The 22,210-nt window shown below is 65.8% G+C and carries 22 protein-coding genes and 1 tRNA gene; 16 read left to right on the top strand and 7 right to left on the bottom strand.

What is annotated here, in order from left to right:
- Positions 1 to 41: 41 nt before the first annotated feature.
- Positions 42 to 905: a non-homologous end-joining DNA ligase gene (gene ligD / locus AC16XC_RS11735; RefSeq protein WP_484034841.1), complete on the bottom strand. Its 864-nt coding sequence runs from the start codon at positions 903 to 905 to the stop codon at positions 42 to 44.
- A 110-nt stretch (positions 906 to 1,015) separates the two neighbouring features.
- Here ligD and AC16XC_RS11730 point away from each other — a divergent pair, with 110 nt between their 5' ends.
- The 3 genes from AC16XC_RS11730 (at position 1,016) to AC16XC_RS11720 (ending at position 4,413) form a co-directional block, all read left to right on the top strand.
- Positions 1,016 to 1,687 (top strand): glutathione S-transferase family protein, encoded by a 672-nt coding sequence (locus AC16XC_RS11730; protein ID WP_484034840.1) that lies wholly within the window; start codon positions 1,016 to 1,018, stop codon positions 1,685 to 1,687.
- A gap of 43 nt (positions 1,688 to 1,730) precedes the next feature.
- Positions 1,731 to 2,129 carry a peptide-methionine (R)-S-oxide reductase MsrB gene (msrB, locus tag AC16XC_RS11725; protein WP_484034839.1) on the top strand — a complete coding sequence of 133 codons (399 nt, stop codon included), beginning with the start codon at positions 1,731 to 1,733 and terminating at the stop codon, positions 2,127 to 2,129.
- Positions 2,130 to 2,253: 124 nt separating this feature from the next.
- Positions 2,254 to 4,413, top strand: a complete 2,160-nt coding sequence (locus tag AC16XC_RS11720; RefSeq protein WP_484034838.1) for a transglycosylase domain-containing protein — start codon at positions 2,254 to 2,256, stop codon at positions 4,411 to 4,413.
- A 72-nt stretch (positions 4,414 to 4,485) separates the two neighbouring features.
- Here the strand turns inward: AC16XC_RS11720 and AC16XC_RS11715 are convergent, their stop codons facing one another.
- The 3 genes from AC16XC_RS11715 to hflK form a co-directional block, all read right to left on the bottom strand.
- Entirely contained in the window at positions 4,486 to 6,066 is a 1,581-nt protein-coding gene (locus AC16XC_RS11715) for a Do family serine endopeptidase (RefSeq protein WP_484034837.1), read from the bottom strand.
- A gap of 61 nt (positions 6,067 to 6,127) precedes the next feature.
- On the bottom strand, positions 6,128 to 6,961 hold the full coding sequence (hflC, locus tag AC16XC_RS11710; protein WP_484034836.1) for a protease modulator HflC: 834 nt from the start codon (positions 6,959 to 6,961) through the stop codon (positions 6,128 to 6,130).
- Between the two features lies 1 nt (position 6,962).
- Positions 6,963 to 8,117, bottom strand: coding sequence for a protease modulator HflK (gene hflK, locus AC16XC_RS11705; RefSeq protein ID WP_484034835.1), 1,155 nt, complete (start codon positions 8,115 to 8,117; stop codon positions 6,963 to 6,965).
- A gap of 289 nt (positions 8,118 to 8,406) precedes the next feature.
- On the opposite strand from hflK, the gene AC16XC_RS11700 reads away from it, so the two are divergent.
- Genes AC16XC_RS11700 through AC16XC_RS11685 form a run of 4 tightly spaced genes read left to right on the top strand, consistent with a single transcriptional unit; the run spans position 8,407 to position 13,115 of the window.
- Complete coding sequence (locus tag AC16XC_RS11700; protein ID WP_484034852.1) at positions 8,407 to 9,177, top strand: P-loop NTPase; 771 nt, start codon at positions 8,407 to 8,409, stop codon at positions 9,175 to 9,177.
- An 18-nt stretch (positions 9,178 to 9,195) separates the two neighbouring features.
- Positions 9,196 to 11,463 (top strand): molybdopterin cofactor-binding domain-containing protein, encoded by a 2,268-nt coding sequence (locus AC16XC_RS11695; protein ID WP_484034834.1) that lies wholly within the window; start codon positions 9,196 to 9,198, stop codon positions 11,461 to 11,463.
- Positions 11,460 to 12,482: a ferrochelatase gene (hemH, locus tag AC16XC_RS11690; protein ID WP_484034833.1), complete on the top strand. Its 1,023-nt coding sequence runs from the start codon at positions 11,460 to 11,462 to the stop codon at positions 12,480 to 12,482. The genes AC16XC_RS11695 and hemH overlap by 4 nt, the downstream gene beginning before the upstream one ends.
- A gap of 21 nt (positions 12,483 to 12,503) precedes the next feature.
- Positions 12,504 to 13,115 (top strand): YceI family protein, encoded by a 612-nt coding sequence (locus AC16XC_RS11685; protein ID WP_484034832.1) that lies wholly within the window; start codon positions 12,504 to 12,506, stop codon positions 13,113 to 13,115.
- On the opposite strand, the gene AC16XC_RS11680 is transcribed toward AC16XC_RS11685, so the two are convergent.
- Together AC16XC_RS11680 and AC16XC_RS11675 are read right to left on the bottom strand one after the other, a co-directional pair.
- Positions 13,081 to 14,289, bottom strand: coding sequence for a phosphatase PAP2 family protein (locus AC16XC_RS11680; RefSeq protein ID WP_484034831.1), 1,209 nt, complete (start codon positions 14,287 to 14,289; stop codon positions 13,081 to 13,083). The genes AC16XC_RS11685 and AC16XC_RS11680 overlap by 35 nt on opposite strands.
- A 108-nt stretch (positions 14,290 to 14,397) precedes the next feature.
- Positions 14,398 to 14,565, bottom strand: a complete 168-nt coding sequence (locus tag AC16XC_RS11675; protein WP_484034830.1) for a DUF1674 domain-containing protein — start codon at positions 14,563 to 14,565, stop codon at positions 14,398 to 14,400.
- Between the two features lie 54 nt (positions 14,566 to 14,619).
- On the opposite strand from AC16XC_RS11675, the gene AC16XC_RS11670 reads away from it, so the two are divergent.
- Positions 14,620 to 15,858 carry an RsmB/NOP family class I SAM-dependent RNA methyltransferase gene (locus AC16XC_RS11670; protein ID WP_484034829.1) on the top strand — a complete coding sequence of 413 codons (1,239 nt, stop codon included), beginning with the start codon at positions 14,620 to 14,622 and terminating at the stop codon, positions 15,856 to 15,858.
- A 26-nt stretch (positions 15,859 to 15,884) separates the two neighbouring features.
- Here AC16XC_RS11670 and msrA read toward each other — a convergent pair whose 3' ends face one another.
- Positions 15,885 to 16,463 (bottom strand): peptide-methionine (S)-S-oxide reductase MsrA, encoded by a 579-nt coding sequence (gene msrA, locus AC16XC_RS11665; protein ID WP_484034828.1) that lies wholly within the window; start codon positions 16,461 to 16,463, stop codon positions 15,885 to 15,887.
- A 77-nt stretch (positions 16,464 to 16,540) separates the two neighbouring features.
- Between msrA and AC16XC_RS11660 the strand changes: the two genes are divergently transcribed.
- From AC16XC_RS11660 to AC16XC_RS11625, 8 genes are all read left to right on the top strand, one after another.
- The gene (locus tag AC16XC_RS11660) at positions 16,541 to 17,458 is read left to right on the top strand and encodes a class I SAM-dependent methyltransferase (protein ID WP_484034827.1); all 918 of its coding nucleotides are present in this window, start codon (positions 16,541 to 16,543) and stop codon (positions 17,456 to 17,458) included.
- Between the two features lie 58 nt (positions 17,459 to 17,516).
- Positions 17,517 to 18,368: an N-carbamoylputrescine amidase gene (aguB, locus tag AC16XC_RS11655; RefSeq protein ID WP_484034826.1), complete on the top strand. Its 852-nt coding sequence runs from the start codon at positions 17,517 to 17,519 to the stop codon at positions 18,366 to 18,368.
- A gap of 6 nt (positions 18,369 to 18,374) precedes the next feature.
- Positions 18,375 to 18,872: a 2-amino-4-hydroxy-6-hydroxymethyldihydropteridine diphosphokinase gene (folK, locus tag AC16XC_RS11650; protein WP_484034825.1), complete on the top strand. Its 498-nt coding sequence runs from the start codon at positions 18,375 to 18,377 to the stop codon at positions 18,870 to 18,872.
- Between the two features lie 24 nt (positions 18,873 to 18,896).
- Positions 18,897 to 18,972: transfer RNA gene (locus tag AC16XC_RS11645), tRNA-Lys, on the top strand.
- A gap of 131 nt (positions 18,973 to 19,103) precedes the next feature.
- Entirely contained in the window at positions 19,104 to 19,844 is a 741-nt protein-coding gene (locus AC16XC_RS11640; RefSeq protein WP_484034824.1) for an energy transducer TonB, read from the top strand.
- 82 nt (positions 19,845 to 19,926) lie between these two features.
- Complete coding sequence (locus AC16XC_RS11635; RefSeq protein ID WP_484034823.1) at positions 19,927 to 20,976, top strand: mannose-1-phosphate guanylyltransferase; 1,050 nt, start codon at positions 19,927 to 19,929, stop codon at positions 20,974 to 20,976.
- On the top strand, positions 20,973 to 21,764 hold the full coding sequence (locus AC16XC_RS11630; protein WP_484034822.1) for a class I mannose-6-phosphate isomerase: 792 nt from the start codon (positions 20,973 to 20,975) through the stop codon (positions 21,762 to 21,764). The genes AC16XC_RS11635 and AC16XC_RS11630 overlap by 4 nt, the downstream gene beginning before the upstream one ends.
- A 9-nt stretch (positions 21,765 to 21,773) precedes the next feature.
- Positions 21,774 to 22,210 (top strand): DUF2721 domain-containing protein (locus tag AC16XC_RS11625; RefSeq protein ID WP_484034821.1); only part of this gene is annotated, 437 nt, incomplete at its 3' end.

Genomic DNA, 22,210 nt, shown 5'->3' with positions numbered 1-22,210 from the left:
CTGTGACCGCAATAGGTCGTTAGAAGACACTCGCCGCGAATTCAGGGCAGCTTTTGTCCTGCTTCGCCCCAGCCCTTGAGCGCGCCCGATCCGGCGCGCTTCTTGAGCGTCCCGATATCGCCGACGGTAAAGGCGCCGGCCTGCCCGAAGCCGTCCAGTTCGTCCCACGAAACCGGAACCGCGACCGGCGCGCCAATTCTCGCCCGCGCCGAATAGGGCATGATCGCGGTCGCGCCGCGCGCGTTCCTCAGCCAGTCGACGAAGATCCTGCCCTTGCGCTTTTCCTTGCTCATCGTTGCGGTGAAGCGATCCGGCCCGGCCCCGGCCAGCTCGTGCGCGATGCGTCTGGCGAAGCCGCTATGAGAGTCCCAGGAATGGCCCGGAGATAGCGGCACCAAGACATGCACGCCCTTGCCGCCGGTCAGCAGGGCGAAGCTTCGCAGCCCCTCCTCCGCCAGCCGCTCGCGGACATCGACCGCCGCCCGCTTCACTTCCGCAAATCCCAGCCCTTCGCCCGGATCGAGATCGAACACCAGCCGGTCCGGTTGTTCGAGCGCGCTGCAGAGGCTCGCCCAGCCGTGGAATTCGATCGCCCCCATCTGCACGCATTGGAGGATGCCCCCTTCATCCTCGACATAGAGGTAATCGGCGGTCTCGCCGCTCTTCTCCTCGATCGCGATCGTATGCACCGGAGGGCCGAAGCCCGGCCCGCCGTGCTTCTGGAAAAAGCAGTTCCGGTCCCGCCCTTGCGGGCAGCGCAGCAGGCTCACCGGGCGACCGGCCATGAACGGCAGTATCAGCGGCGCGATCGCTGAATAGTAGTCGGCAAGGTCGCCCTTGGTATAGCCGGCGTCGGGAAACACCAGCCGCTCGCGATGGGTTATCTCTACCGGCCTGCTGGTCATGTCGGACGGCCCTCCCTAACGGCAGGATAGCACGGGCTGCGCGAATCTGAGGATAATCTGCGAACCCGGCAGTGGACGCGAGTCCCGCCATGCGGCATTGGTGAGAGTACATGTGGCAGCTTTACCAATTCCCTCTCTGTCCCTTTTCCCGCAAGGTTCGCCTCGCCCTTTCCGAAAAGGGCATCGCCTATGAACTCGTGCGCGAAAATCCGTGGGAGGGGCGCGACGCGTTCCTCGCGCTCAATCCGGCGGGGCGTACGCCGGTGCTGCGCGATCCCGCCAGGAACCTCACCCTGATCGACAGCCAGGCGATCTGCGAATATTTCGAGGAGACGGTCGACAAGGCGCCCCTGATTGTCGGGACGTCCGCCAACCGGGCCGAAATTCGCCGGCTGGTGGCGCTGTTCGACGAGAATTTCTTTTCCGATGTCACCCTGCCGCTGCTGTCCGAGCGGATGAAGAAGCGGCTGATCCTCCACGCGCCGCCGGATTCGGGCATGCTCCGCGAGGCCATGCGGCTCGCCAACGAACATCTCGACTATATCGACTGGCTGATCGACAACCGGCCGTGGCTGGCCGGGGCCCAGATGAGCCTCGCGGATCTTGCCGCCGCGGCGCAGATCTCGGTCGCCGATTACCTGGGCGGGATCGACTGGGCCGGACACGAGCAGAGCAAGGGCTGGTATGCCGTGTTCAAGAGCCGGCCGAGCTTCAGGCCGCTGCTGTCCGAGCGGATGGACGTGATCAAGCCGCCAAGACATTACGCCGACCTCGACGCTTGAGCGGTGAAACTTGCGCACCATATTGGCGGCAACGGAGACTGCCATGACCGAAAAGCTTGAACTGACCGAAGACCAATGGCGCGAGCGGCTGACGCCCGAACAGTTCCAGATCCTGCGCCAGGCCGGGACCGAACGCGCCTTCACCGGCAAATACGAAGGCAACAAGGCCGCCGGCCTTTACAAATGCGCGGGCTGCGGCCTGCCGCTGTTCGCCAGCGACGCCAAATATGACAGCGGTTCGGGCTGGCCGAGCTTTACCGCGCCGATGGCAAGCGATGTGGTTGACGAGCATTCCGACATGTCGCACGGCATGGTCCGCACCGAAGTGCGCTGCGCGCGCTGTTCGGGCCATCTCGGGCACGTCTTTCCCGACGGCCCCGGGCCCGGCGGGCTGCGCTATTGCATCAACAGCGCGAGCCTCGATTTCAAGCCCGACGAATAGGTTCCGGGGCAAGCCGGCTGGGGACAACCCGGCAATCCCGTTAACCCTGGGTTACGAATGATTTATGCACTCGCTCTAGGGACGGACCGCGCGACCCCGCGCATGGACAAGGCAAACAACGCGCATGGCACGTAACCGGAGCATCGGCTCCAAGGCCAGCCCCCGCGAACTGGCGAGAGCCAGGGACGCGGGCAGGCGCGGGGGAGGCGGGTCCGGTCCGCGCAAGCCGAAGCGCGACCGCGCAGAGCCCGGCCTGTTCAGGACCTGGCTGAGGCGCATTTTCTGGACCGGCATCATCTCCGGCCTGATCGGGACGGCCGCCATCGTCATCGCCGTCTATATCGCGGTCCAGAGCCTGCCGAGCTATGCCCAGCTGCGCGACAGCCAGACCGGGCAGATGATCATCGTGCGCGCGCGCGACGGATCGGAGATCGTTTCGCTCGGGCCGAGCTACGGGCAATGGCTTTCCTCGAGCGAAATCCCGCAGGTGATGAAGGACGCGATGATCTCGGTCGAGGACCGGCGTTTCTACATGCATTTCGGAGTCGATCCGATCGGGCTTGCGCGGGCGCTGTGGGTATCGTGGCGCGACGACGAACGGACCAGCGCGACTTCGACCATTACCCAGCAACTGGCGCGCAACCTGTTCCTCAATTCCAATCGCACGCTTGGCCGCAAGTCGCGCGAGGCCGTGCTGGCGATGGCGCTCGAATGGAAATTCTCGAAGGACCAGGTGCTCGAACTCTATCTCAACAAGGTCTATTTCGGCGGCGGGGCCTACGGGATCGACTCGGCCAGCCGCAAATTCTTCAGCCACTCGGCCCGCGAGCTTTCGCTGGGCGAGGCGGCGATCATTGCCGGGCTGGTCAAGGCCCCTTCGCGCTTTTCGCCGACCGCCGATCTCGATGCCGCGGTGAGCCGGGCGAATGTGGTGATCGGCCAGATGGAGAAATACGGCAAGCTGACGCCCGGCATGGCCAACCGGGTCGATCCTTCGGCCGTGAAGCTGCGCCCGGAGGTCGGGCAGAATTCGGTGCGCTATTTCTCGGATTGGGTCCTCCCCCAGCTCGACCTCATATTGCCCGATACCAGCGAGCCGCTCGAGGTCTGGACGACGCTCGACGTCGAGATGCAGGCCGCCGCCACCGACGCCGTGCGCAGGAACGCGCCGGGCGGCACTCAGGGCGCGCTGGTCAGCCTCGATCGCGACGGGGCGGTGCTCGCCATGGTTGGCGGGACCGACTATGTCGACAGCAATTACAATCGCGCCGTCAATGCCGTGCGCCAGCCGGGCTCGGCGTGGAAACTGTTTGTCTACCTGGCCGCGCTCGAGGCGGGCTACACGCCGAATGACGAAGTGGTCGACGAGCCGGTTACGATCCAGGGCTGGAGCCCGCGCAATTCGACCGGCGAATATGCCGGCAAGATCGATGTCCGCACCGCCTTTGCCTATTCGAAAAATACCGTCGCCGCCCAGCTCGGCAACGAAGTCGGGTTCAGCGCGGTGGCCGGCATGGCGCGCCGCTTCGGGATTACCACGCCGATCACGACCTATCCTTCGATGGTGCTGGGCACCAACGATGTCCGCCTGATGGACATGGTGCGCGCCTTCGCATCGGTTTCGGCGCGCGGCAAGTCGATCGAGCCCTATGGTATCACCAAGGTCCAGACGGTGGACGGCGAATTGCTTTACGAACACCGCCCGTCGCGTGAATTCCAGCTGGTGCCCGAACATGTCGCCGCCGGGATCACCGACCTGTTGCAGACGGCCGTCAGCACCGGCACCGGCAGGGCCGCCCAGATCGGCCGGCCGGTCGCCGGGAAGACCGGCACGACCTCATCGAACAAGGATGGCTGGTTCCTCGGGTTTTCGAGCGGGATCACCACCGGTGTGTGGATGGGGCGCGACGATGCCCGGGCGGTCGCCGGCTTGCAGGGCGGGACGGCACCCGCGCGGGCGTTCGCGCAATATATGCAGGTCGCCACCAGGAAACGCCCGGTCGAACCCTTCGACACCGAGCTCAAGCTGCCCGACTGGGTGCTCGAACCGGATGACGAATATCTCTATGGCGCAGCGGACCAGGACTACTATTTCAGCGACGAACAGGGAAACCTGATCGAACCGGCCGGGCCGATGCAGGGGCGCGACCCGTATTTCGAAAACGATCCTGAGACCTTCGACGAGGCCTTCCCGGCGGCGGAAGACGAGTTCCTCGAAGAGGCAATCGGCAATTCGAACACGATCAGGCCGCGCGCGGCTGCACCTCCGCGCTCCAGCCAGTAGCCGAGGACAAGGGTTGGGGCCGCCGAAGCGGCCCCTCGCCATTCCTCACGCGTCCCTGCTCACGTCTCGGGATCACTCCTGCGAGCTGCGATCGCGCAACCGGACCGTGACGAACACCGGCTGCCGCCCCGGGCTGCGGACCTGCAGCAGCAGCGCTCCGCGTCCGTCGGCCCGCGCTTCGCGCACCACCTTCTCGAGATCCTCGATCGATGCGATCTGCTGGTAATTGACCGCCAGGATGATGTCGGCCCGGTTGAGGCCCTTGCGCGCGGCATCCGAGGTCCGGTCGACCGCGAGGATCACGGCGCCTTTCGTGTCTGGCGGAGCGCCGAGGTCGCGGGCGATCTGCGGGGTCAGCGTCTGGGCGCGGATGCCGAGCACCTCCTCGATGATCGCATCGGCGCTTTGGGGAATATCCTGCGGGGGCGCATTCTGGCCGTCGCGGTCGAACCGGCGTTCGGCCAGCTCCTCTTCGGGCGGCCGCTTGCCGACCGTGATCGGCAAGGTCATGGCCTTGCCTTCGCGCAGCAATTCCAGCGTGATCCGCGTTCCCGGCGCGATATTGGCCAGGATCGAGGACAGCGACCGTTCGCGGGTGACGTCCTGGCCATTCGCCTTGAGCACGATGTCGCCCGGTTTGATGCCCGCCCGTTCCGCCGGATCGCCCGGCTCGACGGTCTGGACCAGCTCGCCATGTTCCTTCTCGATACCGAGCGCCAATGCCGTATCGTCGTCGATCGGGATGATCCCGACACCGATGTAACCGCGTTCGATTTCCTCGCCCGCGATCAGCTTTTCGACGATCGGAGCGGCAATCGAGGAGGGAATCGCGAAACCGATCCCGATATTTCCGCCCGAAGGCGCGATGATCCAGCGGTTGATGCCGATGACCTGCCCGGTCATGTCGAACATCGGGCCGCCCGAATTGCCCGAATTGATCGAGGCGTCGGTCTGGATGAACTGGTCATAGGGTCCGCTGCCCGTGCTGCGGTGCGGGCTCGAGATAATTCCCGCGGTTACCGTACCGCCAAGCCCGAACGGATTGCCGATCGCGATCACCCAGTCGCCCGCACGCGCCGCGTCGGAATTGCCGAACCTGACATGCGGCAGCGGCGCGCCGTTCTGGATCTTGAGCACGGCAATATCCGAAGCGGCATCGCGACCGACCACTTCGGCGGGATATTCCTTGCCGTCGAACAGCTTGACGGTGATTTCGTCGGCGGCATTGCGCCCGTCGAGCGAGATCACGTGATTATTGGTCACGACATAGCCGTCGCCCGAGATGATGAAGCCCGAGCCGAGCGATCCTGCCTCCTGGGTGCGCGGCCCGCCCTGGCGGCCCAGGAACAGGTCCCAGAACGGGTCCGAGCGGACCTGGATCTGTGCCCGGGTCGAAATATTGACCACCGCCGGCTGGAGCTGTTGGGTGAGATCGGCAAAGCTGGCCGGCGCCCCGGCCTGAGGCACGATCGGCTGGATCGCGCCCGCGTCATTGGTGACTTGCGCCCCGGCGGGATGTCCGGTCGCGAGCGACAGGGCGGCACCGCCGATCAGCAATGCGGATGAGATCGAATAAACGTAACGCACTGGCTTCACGTCCTCTTGTTCCTCTAGTTGCGGCGCTTCCGGCGCCCGTTCAGTCCCCGTAGCCATAGAAGCGGACGGGCCTGAACATGAATTGAATGACAAGCGTAATCGCTCTGCAAGAGACCGATCAGCGCCCTCCCTGGAATTGTCTCAGGTAATCATTGTCGGGCGACAGGATGATCGAGCGTTCGCTTTCGTTCGAGTCGAAAGTCGCGACATAGCTCTGCATCGCCCGGTAGAAATCGTAGAATTGCGGGTCCTTGCCATAGGCTTCGGCGTAGATTCTCGATGCCTCTGCCTGGGCTTCGGCCTGGATAATCCGCGCGTCGCGGCGACCCTGCGCCCTGATCGTTTCGGCCTCCGCCTCACGATCCGAACGCATCCGCGCGAAGGCCGCGTCGAGCGGCGCCCCGTCGGGCAGGTCGGCGCGCTTGATCCTGACATCGAGCACCTGCGCGCCATATTGGCGCGCGCGATTGTCGAGCTGGCCGCGGATGTTGACCATCGCATTGCCGCGCTCGGCGGTCAGCAGCGATGCGAAACTGCGCCGGCCCAGTTCCTGCCTCACGACCGAGCTGAGGATCGGTGCGAGCTGGGTGGCGACGTTTTCCTCGGAACCCGCGTTCTCGACCATTCGCACCGGGTCGATGATCCGGAAGCGGGCATAGGCATCGACCAGCAGGCGCTGCTGGTCGCTGGTGAGCACTTCCTGTTGGGTCATGTCGAGATCCATGATCCGGCGATCGATCAGCTGCACCTGCTCGTAAAACGGAACATGGAAAATGATCCCGGCCCCGGTCTCGCCGAACGGCGTATCCGGGTCGAACTTGTTGGCCGTGCGCACCGGTTCGCCGGCCTGGATGATGACCGCCTGCTGCGTTTCGGGTACGATCGCCATGCTGGCGAACAGGCCGACGATCGCGACCGCCACAATAGCGATGATTGCCTTGAAGTTGCCCATGCTATTGGCCCTCCGTGCTGCTTTGCTGCGCGCGGCGGCGCAATTCAGGGAGCGGCAGGTACGGTGTTACCCCATCGGCCTCGATGATTGTCATGTCGGTCTTGCTAAGGATCGTTTCCATGGTCTCGTAATAAAGCCGGCGACGGGTGACTTCCGGGGCCAGCCGGTATTGTTCGTAGATTTCGTCGAAGGCCGCGGCCTCGCCCTGCGCCTGTGCCAGGACCTGCTGCGAATAGCGCCGCGCTTCGTTGATACTGCGCTGGGCCTGCTGTTCGGCCGCCGAGACCTGGCGGAACGCCTCGATCACCGATTCGGGCGGGTCGGTCTTGACGACCTCGACGCCCTGCACCGCGACTCCCGAACGATAGCCGTCGAGGATCGCCTGCATCCGTTGATGCACACCGAGCTCGATTTGAGCGCGGCCCGCGCCCGAGACCACGCTGTCGAGATCCTGTTCGGCCACCGATTGCCGCATGGCGCTTTCGGCCGCTTCCTGGACCGTCTCCTCGGGCTTTGCCAGGCGATAGCGGAACAGCTGCAAATCCTTGATGCTCCAGCGGACCAGGTATGAGACATCGACCAGGTTCTGGTCGCCGGTCAGGATCAGCTTCTGCGAACTGTTGTCGGGAATTTCGAGCCGACGAATCTCGCTGACATTCTCGATATCGACCGACTGGATCGGCCAGGGAGCCGTGAAATTGAGCCCGGGATTGAGCGTTCGGCTGTATTTGCTGCCGAGCCAGGCGACGAGGCCCTGTTCGCGCGCGCCGACCACGTGGACACTGGTCAGGCCGACCCACAGCAGCGCGATCCCGCCCAGGATCGCCGGCAGCCAGCTGCGCCCGTCGGGGCGCCGCGGCAGGGTGAAGCGCGGTCCGCCGGTGCCGCCGCCGCGTCCCCGCCTTGGGCCTTCCGGCCCGCGACTCCTGAAAATGTCTTCGATGCTGGCCGAGCGGCGGCCCCTTTCATCCGCTCCGCCTCCGCCGGGAAGCCAGGGATTGCGCGGGCCGCGCGGCTTTTCGCCGTCGCCCTCGCCGGACGATGCTTCCCCGCCTTCGCCGCCTTCGTCATTCCCCTTCGGGCCGCCGCCCCAGGGGTTCTTCTTGCCCGCCATCGCGAGCCCGATCCGTTCGATAAATCCGCCCAATCGTTCCATGGAGCCACTTATAGGCATCAAACGAGGGAAAAACAGGGTGTCGTGCGCGATTTTCCTTCAACCCGCGCCAGCAATCGCTAACTGGGCTGCCATGAGTGACACAGATGCGTTGAAACAGAGGCTTCCGGAAAAGGCGCTGGAGCGCCTGCAATCGATCCGGCTGGCGGACGGAGTGGCGACGCTGGTGTTCGACGTCGGCGGGCTCGACCGGCCGGCGCGCGAGCGGATGGAAGTGGCCGTGCGCGACACGCTGCGCGACGCCGAGGGCGTTTCGGAAGTGCGCGTGGCAATGATGGCGAACAAGGTGGCGCGGCGCCTGATCGCGATCGGATCGGGCAAGGGGGGCGTGGGCAAGTCGACGCTCACCGCCAACCTTGCGGCAGCGCTGGCGAAGCAGGGGCGCAAGGTCGGGATCGTCGATGCCGATATTTACGGCCCGTCGCAGCCCAAGCTGCTCGCCAACGAGGATGCGCGCCCGCAGGTAGCCGACAAGAAGCTCGTGCCGGTTCCCAGCGCGATCGGAGTGCCGGTGCTGTCGATGGGCCACCTTGTCGAGCATGGCCAGGCGATTGCCTGGCGCGGCCCGATGGCCGGCAATGCACTGGCCCAGCTGGTCGACGCGGAATGGGGCGATGTCGATACGTTGCTGGTCGATATGCCGCCCGGCACCGGCGACGTGCAGCTGACGATGCTGCAGAAGTTCAAGCCCGCCGGGGCGATCATCGTGTCGACCCCGCAGGACCTTTCGCTGATCGATGCCACCCGCGCGATGAACCTGTTCGAACAGGGCGGGGTGCCGATTATCGGGATCGTCGAGAACATGGCGGGATACCGGTGTCCCCATTGCGGCGAAGTGAGCGACCCGTTCGGCGCCGGCGGGGCGGAAGCGATTGCCGGGCAGAAAGGCGTCGCCTTTCTCGGGCGGGTGCCGCTGGCACTCGAAATCCGCGAGGCGAGCGATGCCGGCGCTCCGCCCGCGGCCGGCGACGGCCCTTCGGCACAAGCATTCGTGGATATCGCCGCGCGGCTGGCCGACTGGCTCGACAAGCGCGCGGGATAGTCCCAAGCTGCCGCCGCCATGCATGTAACGCGCAGGGGATTGCTGGTCGGAGCGGCGGTGGGCGGCGGGCTCGTCGTCGCCTGGGCATTGCGCAGTCCGCGGTTTGCGGTTCCCCTGACTCCGGGCGAGGGCGAAGCGGCCTTCGGCGCCTGGCTCAAGATCGGGCGCGACGGGGTGGTAACGGTGGCCGTGCCCCAGCTCGAAATGGGCCAGGGCGTCAGCACCGTCCTGCCGCAAGTGGTGGCGATGGAACTGGGCGCGGACTGGCGGCAGGTCGCGGTCGAGCCCGCGCCGGTCAGCGGGGCCTATGCCAATATCCCGCTGGCTGCCCGTTGGGCGCCGCTGTGGGAGCCGTTGCTGCCGTTCATGGCCGACGACGAAGGCGACCTGATGGTCCGGCGCTTCGCCCAGTCGAGCACTTTCACCGCCACCGCCGACGGCACTTCGCTCGCGGCCTATGAGATGCCCTGCCGCGAAGCCGCAGCGAGCGCCCGGGCGATGCTGGCGATGGCCGCGGCCGAGCGGTTCGGCGTTTCGTGGGAGGAATGCCACGCGCAGGACGGCTTCATCATGCATGGCGAATCGCTGATCAGCTTCGGCGAGCTGGCGATCGCGGCCGCGCAATACTCGCCGCCCGATCCGCCTCCGCTCCTGCCGACCCCGCCGGAGGAGGTCCCCAGCGAACTCGGGGCCGAAAGCCCGATTTTCTACCCGCGGCTCGACCTGCCGGCCAAGATCGACGGGACTTACCAGTTCGCGGGCGATGTCCGCCTCCCGGGGATGGTCTACGCCGCGATCCGGCATGGTCCGCTGGACCGGGCGGAATTGGTCGAATTCGATGCCGCGGGAGCCGAAAGTGTCCGGGAGATCGTGGGCGTGGTCCAGGGCAAGCGCTGGCTTGCGGCGGTTGCCACCAATTGGTGGGCGGCCGAACGCGCGCTCGACCGCATGGGGGCGATCTTCCGCCTGGATAACCCGGTTGACAGCAATACCATCGCCCAGGCGCTCGATCTGGCGCTGGCCGAAGGAGAAGCGCAGCGGATCGTCACCCGCGGCGAGGGCAATTCCGGGCTGGTCGAACCGTCGCTGATCTCGCGCTACGATATCGCACCGGCCCAACATGCCACGCTCGAGACCGCGAGTGCCACCGCCCGGCTGGAGGACGGCAAGCTCGAACTGTGGCTGGCCAGCCAGGCGCCCGAACTGGCGCGCGAGGCGGTCGCCAGCGCGCTTGGCATGGCCGATCGCGATGTCGTCCTCTATCCGATGCCCGCGGGCGGCAGTTTCGACCGGCGGCTCGAACACGATCACGCGATCGAGGTTGCGCTGATCGCGCGCGAGATCGGCCGTCCGGTCCAGCTGGTCTGGTCGCGCTGGCAGGAATTTCTGGCCGGACGGCCGCGCGCGCCAGTTGCGGCGGAACTGGTCGCGGTCACCGGCGAAGGCGGCTATCTCGGCACCTTGAGCGCGCGGATCGCGGTTCCGGCGACCGCCCGGGAATTCGGCCATCGCCTGTTCGGCAACAAGACGAGCTGGGCGGCGATCGAGGAAAGCGCGGGTGAAGGCGATGCCCTGGCAGTCGAGGGTGCGGATCCGCCCTATTCGATCCCCAATGTCGCGGTCGACCATGTGCCCGCGCGGCTCGGCCTGCCGACGGGGCGCATGCGCGGCAATGCCCATGGCTACACCGCGTTCTTCACCGAATCCTTCATCGACGAGGTCGCGCTTGCCAACGGGCGCGAGCCGCTCTCCTATCGCATGGAGATGCTCGGCGACGATCTGCGGCTGGCCGAATGCCTGCAGCGGGTTGCGCGGCTGGCGAACTGGGACGGCGGGCTCGACCAGAGCGGGCAGGGCGTGGCGTGCCACCGGATCGGCGACGCCGAAACGGGTGGGCGGATCGCGGCGATTGCCACGGCGCGCCCCGGCGAGGGCGGCGTTACCGTCGAGCGGATCGTGGCGGTCGCCGATATCGGGAGGATCGTCAATCTCGACATTGCCCGCCAGCAGATCGAAGGCGGGTTGGTGTTCGGAATCGGCCTCGCGCTCGGATCGAGCGTCGAGTTCGCCAGCGGCCTGCCGACGATCGACCGGCTCGCCGCGCTCAACCTTCCCGCCCTCAAGACCTGCCCCGCGATCGAGGTCGAATTCATTGCCAGCGACGCCGCGCCGTTCGATCCCGGCGAACTGGGCGCGGCGGTGGCGGCCCCGGCGATTGCCAATGCGCTGCATTCGGCGACCGGGCTTCGCCTGCGCAGCCTGCCGCTGCTATCGGACGGACTATGACCTACCAGGCACAACAGCTCCCCGAAGGCCATCGGCCGGTTGCGACCGGCGGGATCGGCGTGCTGCTGGTCAATCTCGGCACTCCGGAAGCGCCGACGCCAGGCGCGGTCAGGAAATATCTCGCGCAATTCCTGTCCGATCCGCGCGTGGTCGAAATACCGCAGATCGCCTGGCAACCGATCCTGCGCGGGATCATCCTCAACACGCGGCCGAAGAAATCGGCCCACGCCTATGCCCAGGTCTGGACCGAGCAAGGCTCGCCGCTGGCGGTGATTACCGCCCGCCAGGCCGCGGACCTGCAGCAAAGGCTGGGCGATACCGTCCACGTCCGCTGGGCGATGCGCTATGGCAATCCTTCGATCGGCAGTGGGATCGATGCGCTGATGGAGCTGGGCTGCGAGCGGATCCTGGTCGCGCCGCTCTATCCGCAATATTCGGCGGCCACCAATGCCAGCGTGATGGATGCGCTGGGAGAAAAGCTTGCCGCATTGCGCTTCCAGCCGGCAATCCGCACCCTGCCACCCTATTACGACGATCCGGCCTATATCGCGGCGCTGGCGAAGGATATCGGCGCGCAGCTCGACGCGCTGGCGTTCGATCCCGAGGTGCTGCTGCTGTCGTTCCACGGCATGCCCGAGCGGACGCTGCAGCTGGGCGATCCGTATCATTGCCATTGCCGGAAGACCGGGCGGCTGCTCGCCGAAGCGCTCAAACGCCATGGCCTGCGAATCGAAGTGACCTTTCAGTCGCGTTTCGGGCGCGCCCGATGGCTCGAACCGGCGACCGATGCGGTGCTGGCCCAGGAGGCCGGGGCCGGGACCAAACGGCTGGCGATCGCCGCGCCGGGGTTTTCGGCCGATTGCCTCGAGACGCTCGAAGAGCTGGCGATCAGGGGCAAGGAGCAATTCCTCGAAGCGGGCGGGGAGCAATTTGCCGCTTTGTCCTGTCTCAATGCCGGCGAAGCGGGTATGGAGATGCTGGAATCGCTGGTGCGACGCGAATTGTCCGGCTGGGTTTGAGCGGCGAAAGGAGAACTGACAATGATGCGCATGTTTGGAGCGGGGATGCTGGCCGCCGGCCTGCTGGTTTCTGCCTGCTCGCAACCGGAAGCCGTTGCTCCGCTGGACGGCACATGGGCCCTCGACGGCGCTCAATCCACGCTCGGCTTCACCACCGTCAAGAACGGGGCGATTGCCGAGGCACATTCGTTCAGTGCGCTGAGCGGCTCGGTCGGGGCCGACGGCGCGGCCAGCCTGACGATCGACCTTGCCTCGATCGCGACCAATATCGATATTCGCGACGAGCGGATGCGCGAATTCCTGTTCGAAACCGGTACATTCCCCTCGGCAACTGCCACGGCGCAGCTCGATCCGGCTGCCTTCGCCAATCTGGCGGTCGGCGAAAGCGCGACCAGTCCGGTCAGCGCAACGCTCGACCTGCACGGGGCCCAGCAGGCGGTCGACGCCGAGCTCACGGTGACCCGGATTTCAGCCGACAAGGTGAAGGTCGAAACAGCGGCGCCGGTCATCGTCGATGCCGCCGCGTTCGGGCTCGATGCCGGCGTGGCCAAACTCCAGGAATTGGCCGGGCTCGACAGCATCACACCGCAGGTGCCGGTCAGTTTCTCGCTGGTGTTCGGGAAGGCCGAATAGGCAGTCGTTTCCATCCGGGGACGGTTTCGTTCGCCGGGCGAGTGCCAGGGACGGGAGCGGGCCGGCCATCTGAGCCGACCGGACCGGCGTGGCGCAATCGGTGTTGCCCGTCCACCAGGTATCTCGCCAGCAGCACTGCAATGCCCGTCACGGCGAGACCGACGGGAATGTCGACCAGGTAGTGCCAACGCGTGGCGATGGCCTCGTTGACGATGAACAGGAACAACGGAACGTAAACCCACAGCAGGTAACGCTCCTTGCTCCAGGCGTAGTAGAGGAACACGCCCGACGACGCGACATGGAGCGACGGCATGGCCGCCAGACCTGCCGCCAGATGATCCGGTCCGTGAGCCGTGAACCACACCGGGCCACCGGCCAACGAGGCGCGATGGACCCCCAGCATGTGGATTTGCCGCGCGGTTTCGACACTGTTGGTCCCGATGTCGTAAATGAACGGTCCAAGTGCCGGCATGACGAGATAGCCGAGGCCGCCGATCATGTGGACCAGCATCGAAGCCAGCACGACCTTGCGCAGGTCGCAATACGATCGGTTGCCGTGGATGATAATGCTGGTGGCGAACATCGCGAGGAACAGAAACAGGTAAAAATGTTCGATCGGCAAGCCGGTCCCGGTGAGACCTACATGGATAGCCTCAGCGCCTGTGACGATCGGATAGAACGCCCGATCGATGGCCCAGAAAACGGCATCGAAACTGCCGGGATTGATGGTGTGGATGCCGAGTTTGACATTGAAGTGCACGATCAGGATCGCGACATAGGCCGACACGGCAGTGGTCACGTATAGCGGATGAGTCGCACGGCTGCGGAGGGAAACGAATATCATTGTGCCGGCCAGGATGCTTAGCGGCACCAGATTGCTCATACCGGTAAACTCAAGGGTGTCGGAATCCGGCAGTACCAGCGGAAGACTGGCGGCCCAGCATATCGCAATGCAGACAATCACATAGGCCGTAGCCAGCGACACCTCCACGAGCAGCGGCTTCGCGAGCCGCGCGGATTCGGCCGGAGGCTTGGCGGCAGCAAATGTTTCGGGAAGCGGTTCTACCGGCTTTCCGACAGCGCCAGCGTCGAGCTCATTCTTGAGGTAGATGGGATTGGCTCCTCGGTGGCAATTGCCGACTGCAACTGGGCGACCGTAATCTGTGTTCGACAACGCCAGTGGGGCGTCTGACAATGATTTGACCTTGGTGCAACTGCAAAGAATCGCGTCCCGGTTCCGGATTGGGACGGCGGAAGCCGGGATGTAAGGCCAACGGCGAAGTCAGAAATCGATCGCGATCCCGTTCTTCACCCAGTCGCCATAGCGGGTCGGGCTGAGGCCGTCGGGGTCTTCGCCGGCGCCGGGGGCGGCGGCCCTGGGTGCGGGCGCGCTGTCCCAATGTGCGGGCTTCTTGAAGGAGAGTGGCCGTTTGCCGCTGCGCTTGGTCATCGGCGCAAGATGGCCTTGCTGGCGCGCAAAGGCAATCGCCCCTAGAGGCGGGTCATGGCCGATATTCCCGGACTTGCCGCACGCCGCGCGGCGCTGAAGCTGACCGATGCGGTCCTGCGCCGGGGCGAGACGCTCGACCAGGCCGCGGCTGGCGCGTTGCAGGGCGTGAAGGGCGATTCGGATCGGGCGCTGGCCCGCGCGATTGCCGGGGAGACCCTTCGCTGGCTGGTCGATCTCGATGCGCTGATCGATAGCGCCACGAAGAAACGCCTGGCCGACGATGCCAAGCCGCGCGCGGTGCTCAGGCTGATGCTGGCGCAATGGCTCAGGCTGGACACGCCGCCGCATGCAGTGATCGCGACCTGCCTGCCGCTGCTGGCGGGCGGTCCGCGGCGGCTGGCGCATGGCGTGTTCGGGGCGCTGGCCAGGAAGGGCGTGATGCTGCCGGACTATCCGACGCTGCCCGATGCCGTCCGCTTGCGCTGGGGCGAGCGGGCCGAAGCGATCGCCAGGGGACTCGCGGTGCCGCCGCCGCTCGACCTGACTCTGCGCGATGCGGGCGAGACCGAACGCTGGGCGGATGAACTCGACGGAACCTCGCTGATGCCGGGCCATGTGCGCCTGCAGCGCGGCGCGCCGGTCGAAGCCCTGCCCGGCTTCGACGAAGGGGCCTGGTGGGTGCAGGACCTCGCCGCTTCGCTCCCGGCGCGACTGCTGGGCGCAGGCAATGGCAGGCGCGCGCTCGACCTGTGCGCGGCGCCGGGAGGCAAGACCTTGCAGCTCGCCGCCGCCGGTTGGGAGGTGACCGCTCTCGATATCAGCGCGCAACGGATGGAGCGGGTGCGCGAAAACCTCGCCCGCACCGGGCTGATTGCCGAATTGGAGGTTGCCGACGCTCTCGAATGGAAGCCGGCGAACGCTTACGACGCGGTCCTGCTCGATGCGCCCTGCAGCGCGACCGGAACCTGCCGCCGCCATCCCGATGTGCTCCACCGGATCGGGCCACGCCAGATCGGCGAGATGGCCGAGCTGCAATCAGCGCTGATCGAGCGGGCAATTGGCTGGCTGAAACCGGGCGGGCTTTTCGTCTATGCGGTCTGTTCGCTCGAAAGCGAGGAAGGCGAGGAACAGGCGGCGAGGATTCCGCTCGCAACCGTGCCGGTTGCGCCTTCGGAGCTGCCTTCCGGCCTCCCGCTCACCCCGCAAGGTTGGGTGCGGACCGGTCCGGGAATGCTGCTGCAAGAAGGCGGGCTGGACGGGTTCTTCATCGGCCGCTTCCAAGCAAATCCATGATTTTACATGGTTAATGAAACGTTACCTCAAGTTGACTTTACCTTTTCGGCAAAGCTCTTGCGCAGCTTCAGCAGCTTGGGCGGGATGACCGCGAGGCAGTATGGGTTCCGCTGGCCGTCGCCTTCCCAATATTCCTGGTGGTAATCCTCGGCCGGATACCACTCGGCCGGTCCCTCGATCGTGGTCACGGCCCGCTGGCCGGGGTGCTCCGCGTTCCAGCGCGCGATCGCGGTCTCGGCCGCCTCGCGCTGGGCCTCGTCGAGCGGGAAAATCGCACTGCGATACTGGGTTCCAACGTCGTTTCCCTGGCGGTTGAGCTGGGTCGGATCATGCGTGCCCATGAACACGTCGAGAATGTCGCCATAAGAGATTGCATCGGGGTCGAATACGACCCGGATCGCCTCCGCATGGCCGGTGCTGCCCGAGCAGACCTGCTTGTAGGTCGGGTCCGGCACATGGCCGCCGATATATCCGCTTTCGACCTCGCTCACGCCGATCACGTCGCGGAACACCGCTTCGGTGCACCAGAAGCATCCGCCTGCCACGATCGCGGTCTCGGACTTGCCCATGTCGCCTGCTCCATTGTTGCGATTCCAGATAGGCATGCGCTTGCCTCTTGTCATCGCGCGGCATGCCAATAGACTATCGCATGGACGGGTGACGGACCCCAAGGGAGAGTTTCATGCGCAAGTTTATCGGTTTGGCGGCGATTGCGGCGGTTGCCATGGCAGGCCCCGCGCTCGCCCAGCAGGACGATGGAAGGGAAATCCTCAATCGCGTCCTCCAGTCGATCCTTGGCCCCGAACCGACGCCGACTCCCGCGCCCGGCACGCCCGAATACCAGCAAGGCACACGGATCGAGCAGGTCCTCGCCCATCCCCGCCGCGACGCGGACCGCGCGCGCGACCGCTACCGCCATCCCGAGGAAACCCTGCGGTTCTTCCAGGTAGAGCCGGGCATGACGGTGGTCGACTACATGCCGGCGGACGGCTGGTATTCGCGCATCCTCATTCCCTATCTTGGCGAGCAGGGAACCTATATCGGTCTCAATCCCGAACTGGTCGGCGATTTCGGGCCCTATTGGGACATGTACCGCAACGCCCCCACCCGCATTCCCGCCGATGCCAGGCAGTGGGTCGGGAACGAGGGAGCCAATGTCTTCGGGGCCAATACCGACGAGATCCCGAGCTGGATGAACGGCCGCGCGGATCGTTTCCTGATCTTCCGCGAAATCCACAATATGCGGCGCTTCGGCTGGTTGCACGATTCACTGCTCGCGGCGAGAACCATGTTGAAGGCTGACGGTCTGTTGGGAGTGGTGCAGCACCGCGCCCGCGCGAACGCTCCGGCCAGCTATACGTTGGGCGACAACGGCTACCAGCGCGAGGAAGACGTGGTCGCGCTGTTCCATGCCTATGGTTTCGAACTGGTCTCGCGCAGCGAAATCAACGCCAACCCGAACGATCCGGCCAATTGGGAAGGCGGGGTCTGGGCCTTGCCGCCGAGCCTGCGCGGCGCCGACACGCAGGCCGAACGCGATCGCCGCACCGCGATCGGCGAAAGCGACCGGATGACGTTGCTGTTCCGCAAGCGCCCCTGATCCGCCTCGGCATTATTGACGGATAGACTCGCACCCGGCGGCGTAATATTGGCCGTGCATGGCAAGGATAACTGTCGCCGCCCTGCAACTTGCGCTTGGTTCTTCCGACGAGCGCGAAAATATTGCCGCGGTTTCTTCACTGGTCGAAGAGGCAGCCGGCAAGGGTGCGCAAATCATCCAGCCGCCGGAACTTTTTTCGGGTCCCTATTTCTGCAAGCACGAAGACGACTCGTTCTTTGCGCTGGCCCGTCCGACGAAGGAACACCCTTCGGTGCTGGCGATGCAGGGCCTCGCGAAGTCGCTCGGGGTCGCGATCCCGACCAGCTTTTTCGAACGCGACGGCCAGCATTATTACAACACGCTGGCGATGATTGGCACCGATGGCGAAATTCTCGGCACCTATCGCAAGAGCCACATCCCCGACGGGCCGGGCTACGAGGAAAAGTTCTATTTCCGCCCCGGCAATGACGGGTTCAAGGTGTGGGATGTGTGCGGGGCCCGGATCGGGGTCGGGATCTGCTGGGACCAGTGGTATCCCGAATGCGCCCGGGTGATGGCGCTGAACGGCGCGGAAGTGCTGTTCTATCCCACCGCGATCGGTTCGGAACCGCACGATTCCGAGATGGATACCAGCCGGATGTGGCGCCGCGCGATGATCGGCCATGCCGTGTCGAACTGCATGCCGGTGGTCGCCGCGAACCGGATCGGCGTGGAAGACGGGCAGGCGTTTTACGGCCACAGTTTCGTCGCCAACGAGTGGGGCGACCTGGTTGCCGAATTCGGGGCCGGGGAAAGCGGCGTCCTCCTTGCCGCGCTCGATCTCGAGGCAGCGCGGCGGCACCGGGCCGGCATGGGCTTCTTCCGCGACCGCCGTCCGCAGCTCTACAGCCGGGTCGCCGAGGACATCTGAGCGGCGATGGCCAGGCATCGCTACCTGATCGCCCTTGGCTCGAACAAGCGGCACCACAAATTCGGCCGTCCGCGCCAGGTCATGGGCCAGGCGATGATCGAGCTGGACCAGGCGGGCGTCAGGGCGCTCAAGGTCGGGCCGCTGGTGTTCAGCGACCCGCTCGGCCCTTCGTACCGCAAATATGCCAATAGCGTCGCGGTGGTCGGCACCAGCCTCGAACCCGAGGAACTGCTGGGCCTGATCAAGCGGATCGAGCGGCAATTCGGGCGGCGGCCCGGCGGGCAGCGCTGGGGATCGCGAGTCATCGATCTCGACATCGTGCTGTGGGATGGCGGGCCGTTTGTTTCGAAGGGTCTCGTCATTCCGCATCCTCGCTTTCGCACCCGCGCCTTCGTTCTGGGGCCTGCGGCCGAGGCGGCACCCGATTGGCGCGATCCGGTGAGCGGGCTGAGCCTCCGCCAGCTCAATGCGCGCTTGACCGCCCGCCGCCCCCTCCCTAGGTGAGCGCCCTCGCCAGATCGCGTATTCGGGCCCTTAGCTCAGTCGGTAGAGCAACTGACTTTTAATCAGTAGGTCGCTGGTTCGAATCCAGCAGGGCTCACCATTCTTGCTGCGCCGCGCTGTCGAACCAGCTTCCTTGCTAGTCGCATCGACGAGCGATACTCCCGTGGTTCGAATCCAGCAGGGCTTACCATCTGTTCCGGCAGCTTGCCGACGTGCTAGTTACGCTCGACCATGGCCGAACCGCAAACCGCCCCTGCCAAATACCGGACGCGCAAGAAGCCGCGCTGGGGTTTGCTGGTGCTGGTCGTGCTGGGTCATGTGCTTGCGCTGATCGGGCTGGTCCATGTCTTCGCCCCAAGATTCGCAGCGGCGACGAGGGAAGAGATCCTCGTGGTGTTCGACCGGGTCGTGGCGATCACCGTGCCCGAAGACCCGCCCGCACCCTCGCCCGATGAAGGCGCGGCTGCCGAAGAAGGGCGAGAGGCGAGTGCGCGCGAAGTCTCCGCGCCCATTGTGCCGGTGCCGGCCAGGCCCGTGGTGGCGCCGCCGGTCTCGTCGACCGGCACGGAGGCGAATTCGGGCGCAGCCGATGCCGGCGCGGGCACCGGCGCAGGCGGCGATGGCACCGGTACGGGTAGCGGCAATGCGGGCACCGGCCCCGGCGCGGGTTGCGGCATCTCGTCGCGCCCGGTGAAGATCGCGGGCGATATCCGCTCGGCCTCGGACTTCCCGATTCCGCCGGGCGGGCGGCAGGCGCGCTTCGGCACTTCGGTGACGATCGCACTCACGGTCGCGCGCGACGGCCGCCCCACCTCCTGCCGAATCCATACGCCCAGCCCGTTCCCCGAGACCGACCAGCGGACCTGCGAGCTGGCGATGCAGCGCTTCCGCTTCTGCCCGGCAACGGATGCGCAGGGCAATGCCGTGGTCGGCACCTATGGCTGGCGCCAGGAATTCAGGGAAGCGCAGTAGGCCGCCAAGTAAGCGGGTAGAAATTCCTGCCTGGCATATTGCCACCCTGTTTTTGGCGGGCAGCAATGGCTAAGGTTGCGATATGAACCTGGTTCATCCGGTGATCCTGTGCGGGGGAGGGGGCACGCGGCTGTGGCCGCGCAGCCGCCGCGCCTGCCCCAAGCCTTTCCTGCCGCTGCTGGGCGAACAGACGATGTTCGAAGCCACCATCGCGCGTTGCAGCGAGCCGGCACTGTTCGCCGACCCGCTGGTGGTGACGGGCGAACCCTGTCGCGAACTGGTCTTGGCCCAGCTTTCGCCTGCCGCCAATGCGCGGCTGGTGGTCGAACCAGCGGCCAGGAACACCGCCCCGGCCGTCGCGCTGGCGGCAAACCTGCTCCCGCCCGATGCGATCATGTTGGTCTGCCCGAGCGACCACCATATCGCGGATGTGGCGGCTTTCCATGAAGCCACGCGCAAGGCCGCGCAGCTGGCAGCGGACGGGATGCACGTCTGCTACGGGATCACCGCGACCCGCCCCGAGACCGGCTATGGTTACGTCGAGCGCGGCGAGGCCCTGGGGCCGGGATTCAAGGTTGTCCGCTTTATCGAAAAGCCGCCCTTGGCCGAGGCCGAAGCCTATCTCGCCGCCGGGACCTTCAGCTGGAACGGGGGGATCTTCGCCTTTCGCGCCGGGGCCCTGCTTGAAGAGCTGGCCGCGCAACGGCCGGAAATGGCCGCTGCGGTGGCCGCCTCGGTTGCGGGCGGGAAAGAGATCGAAGGCGTGTTCCACCCCGATCCCGGCCCGTTCGCGGAGATCGCCGGGGAATCGGTCGACTATGCAGTGATGGAAGGCACGGCGCACGCGGCGATGGTCGAGGCCGACATGGGCTGGTCCGATATCGGCAATTGGCAGAGCCTGCGCGATGCGCGCTCCAGCGAGACGCACGGAGCCGACGCCGAAGGCAATGTGGTGCGCGGACGGGCCGACCTGCTGGATTGCCGCAAGGTGATGGTCGACAGCGACGGCCCCCGGGTTTCGGTGGTCGGGCTGGAAGATGTGATCGTGGTGGTCGATGGCGACGAGGTGCTGGTGACGAGCGCCTCCGGCGCGGCCAATGTCGGCAAGCTCAGGGGGCCGAACGAAGCATGAGCGCGCTCTTGCCCGTCCGCACGGTCGAGAAGCCCTGGGGCGTCGAGGTGCCGCCCGAGCCTTTCACCGCCGATGCGGGCAAGAAGATCGGCGAAATCTGGTTCGAGCCGCCGCCCGAACTGGCGACGCTGCTCGTCAAATACATTTTCACCAGCGAGAAGCTCTCGGTCCAGGTCCATCCGGGTGGGGACGGCGGCAAGGAGGAATGCTGGCTGGTGATCGATGCAGAACCGGGCGCGACGCTGGGGATCGGGTTCAAGCAACCGCTCGACAGCGAGGCGATGCGCGCAGCCGCGCTCGATGGATCGATCGAGCACCTGCTCGAATGGCACCAGGTGCGGCCGGGCGATTTCTTCTACATTCCCGCCGGCACGGTCCACGCGATCGGTGCGGGGGTGAGCGTGATCGAAGTCCAGCAGAACGCCGACATCACCTACCGCCTGTACGATTACGGGCGCCCACGCGAGCTTCATCTCGACGAAGGACTGGCGGTCGCCAAGGGCGCGCCGCATGATTCGTCCCTGCGTTCGCACCTGCCCGAGCACGGCTCGCTGGTGCTGCTCGACGGGCCGCATTTCCGGCTCGACCGGGTCGATGGCACGATCGCCGGCTCGCCCGCCGAGCGCTACCGGGGCCCATTGCTGGTGATCCCGGTGGAAGGCGAAGCGAGTGTCGCCGGGACCAGCGTCGCGCCGGGCGAATGCGCGATGGCGCTTTCGCTCGACGAAGTGCGGCTCGCCGAAGACGGGCAATGCCTGCTTGCGCAGCCCTGCCGGTCCGAAGCATAGGGGCGGACGATGATAGCCCAGACGATCCAGTTGGCCCTCGCCCCGGTATTCGTGCTGGTGGCGATTGGCAACATCATGAACATCCTCTCGTCACGGCTCGGGCGGATCGTCGACCGTTCGCGCAGATTGCAGGAGCTCCACAAGGCGACCGAAGGCGACGAGCACGATATAGTGGTCCGCGAGATCCGGCTGATCGATCGCCGGATCGCACTGGTCGGCCGGGCGCTGCTGCTGCTGGTGCTGAGCGGGCTCACGATCGGCCTGACCGTGGCGCTGCTATTCCTCGAGGAAGTGATCGACGTCGATTTGCAGCATATCGCGGCGGGGACCTTTATCTTCGCGATCGGCCTGCTGATGACTGCACTGCTGCTGTTCCTTATGGAAACCCGCGCGGCGACCGCGGCCCTGCGGATTCCCGAGGAATATCTCGAGACCCACCGGAAGCT

Source organism: Candidatus Andeanibacterium sp. (assembly GCF_057143545.1).
The sequence above is the reverse complement of the archived record's forward strand: the minus strand, read 5'-3'. Positions and strand labels throughout refer to the sequence as shown.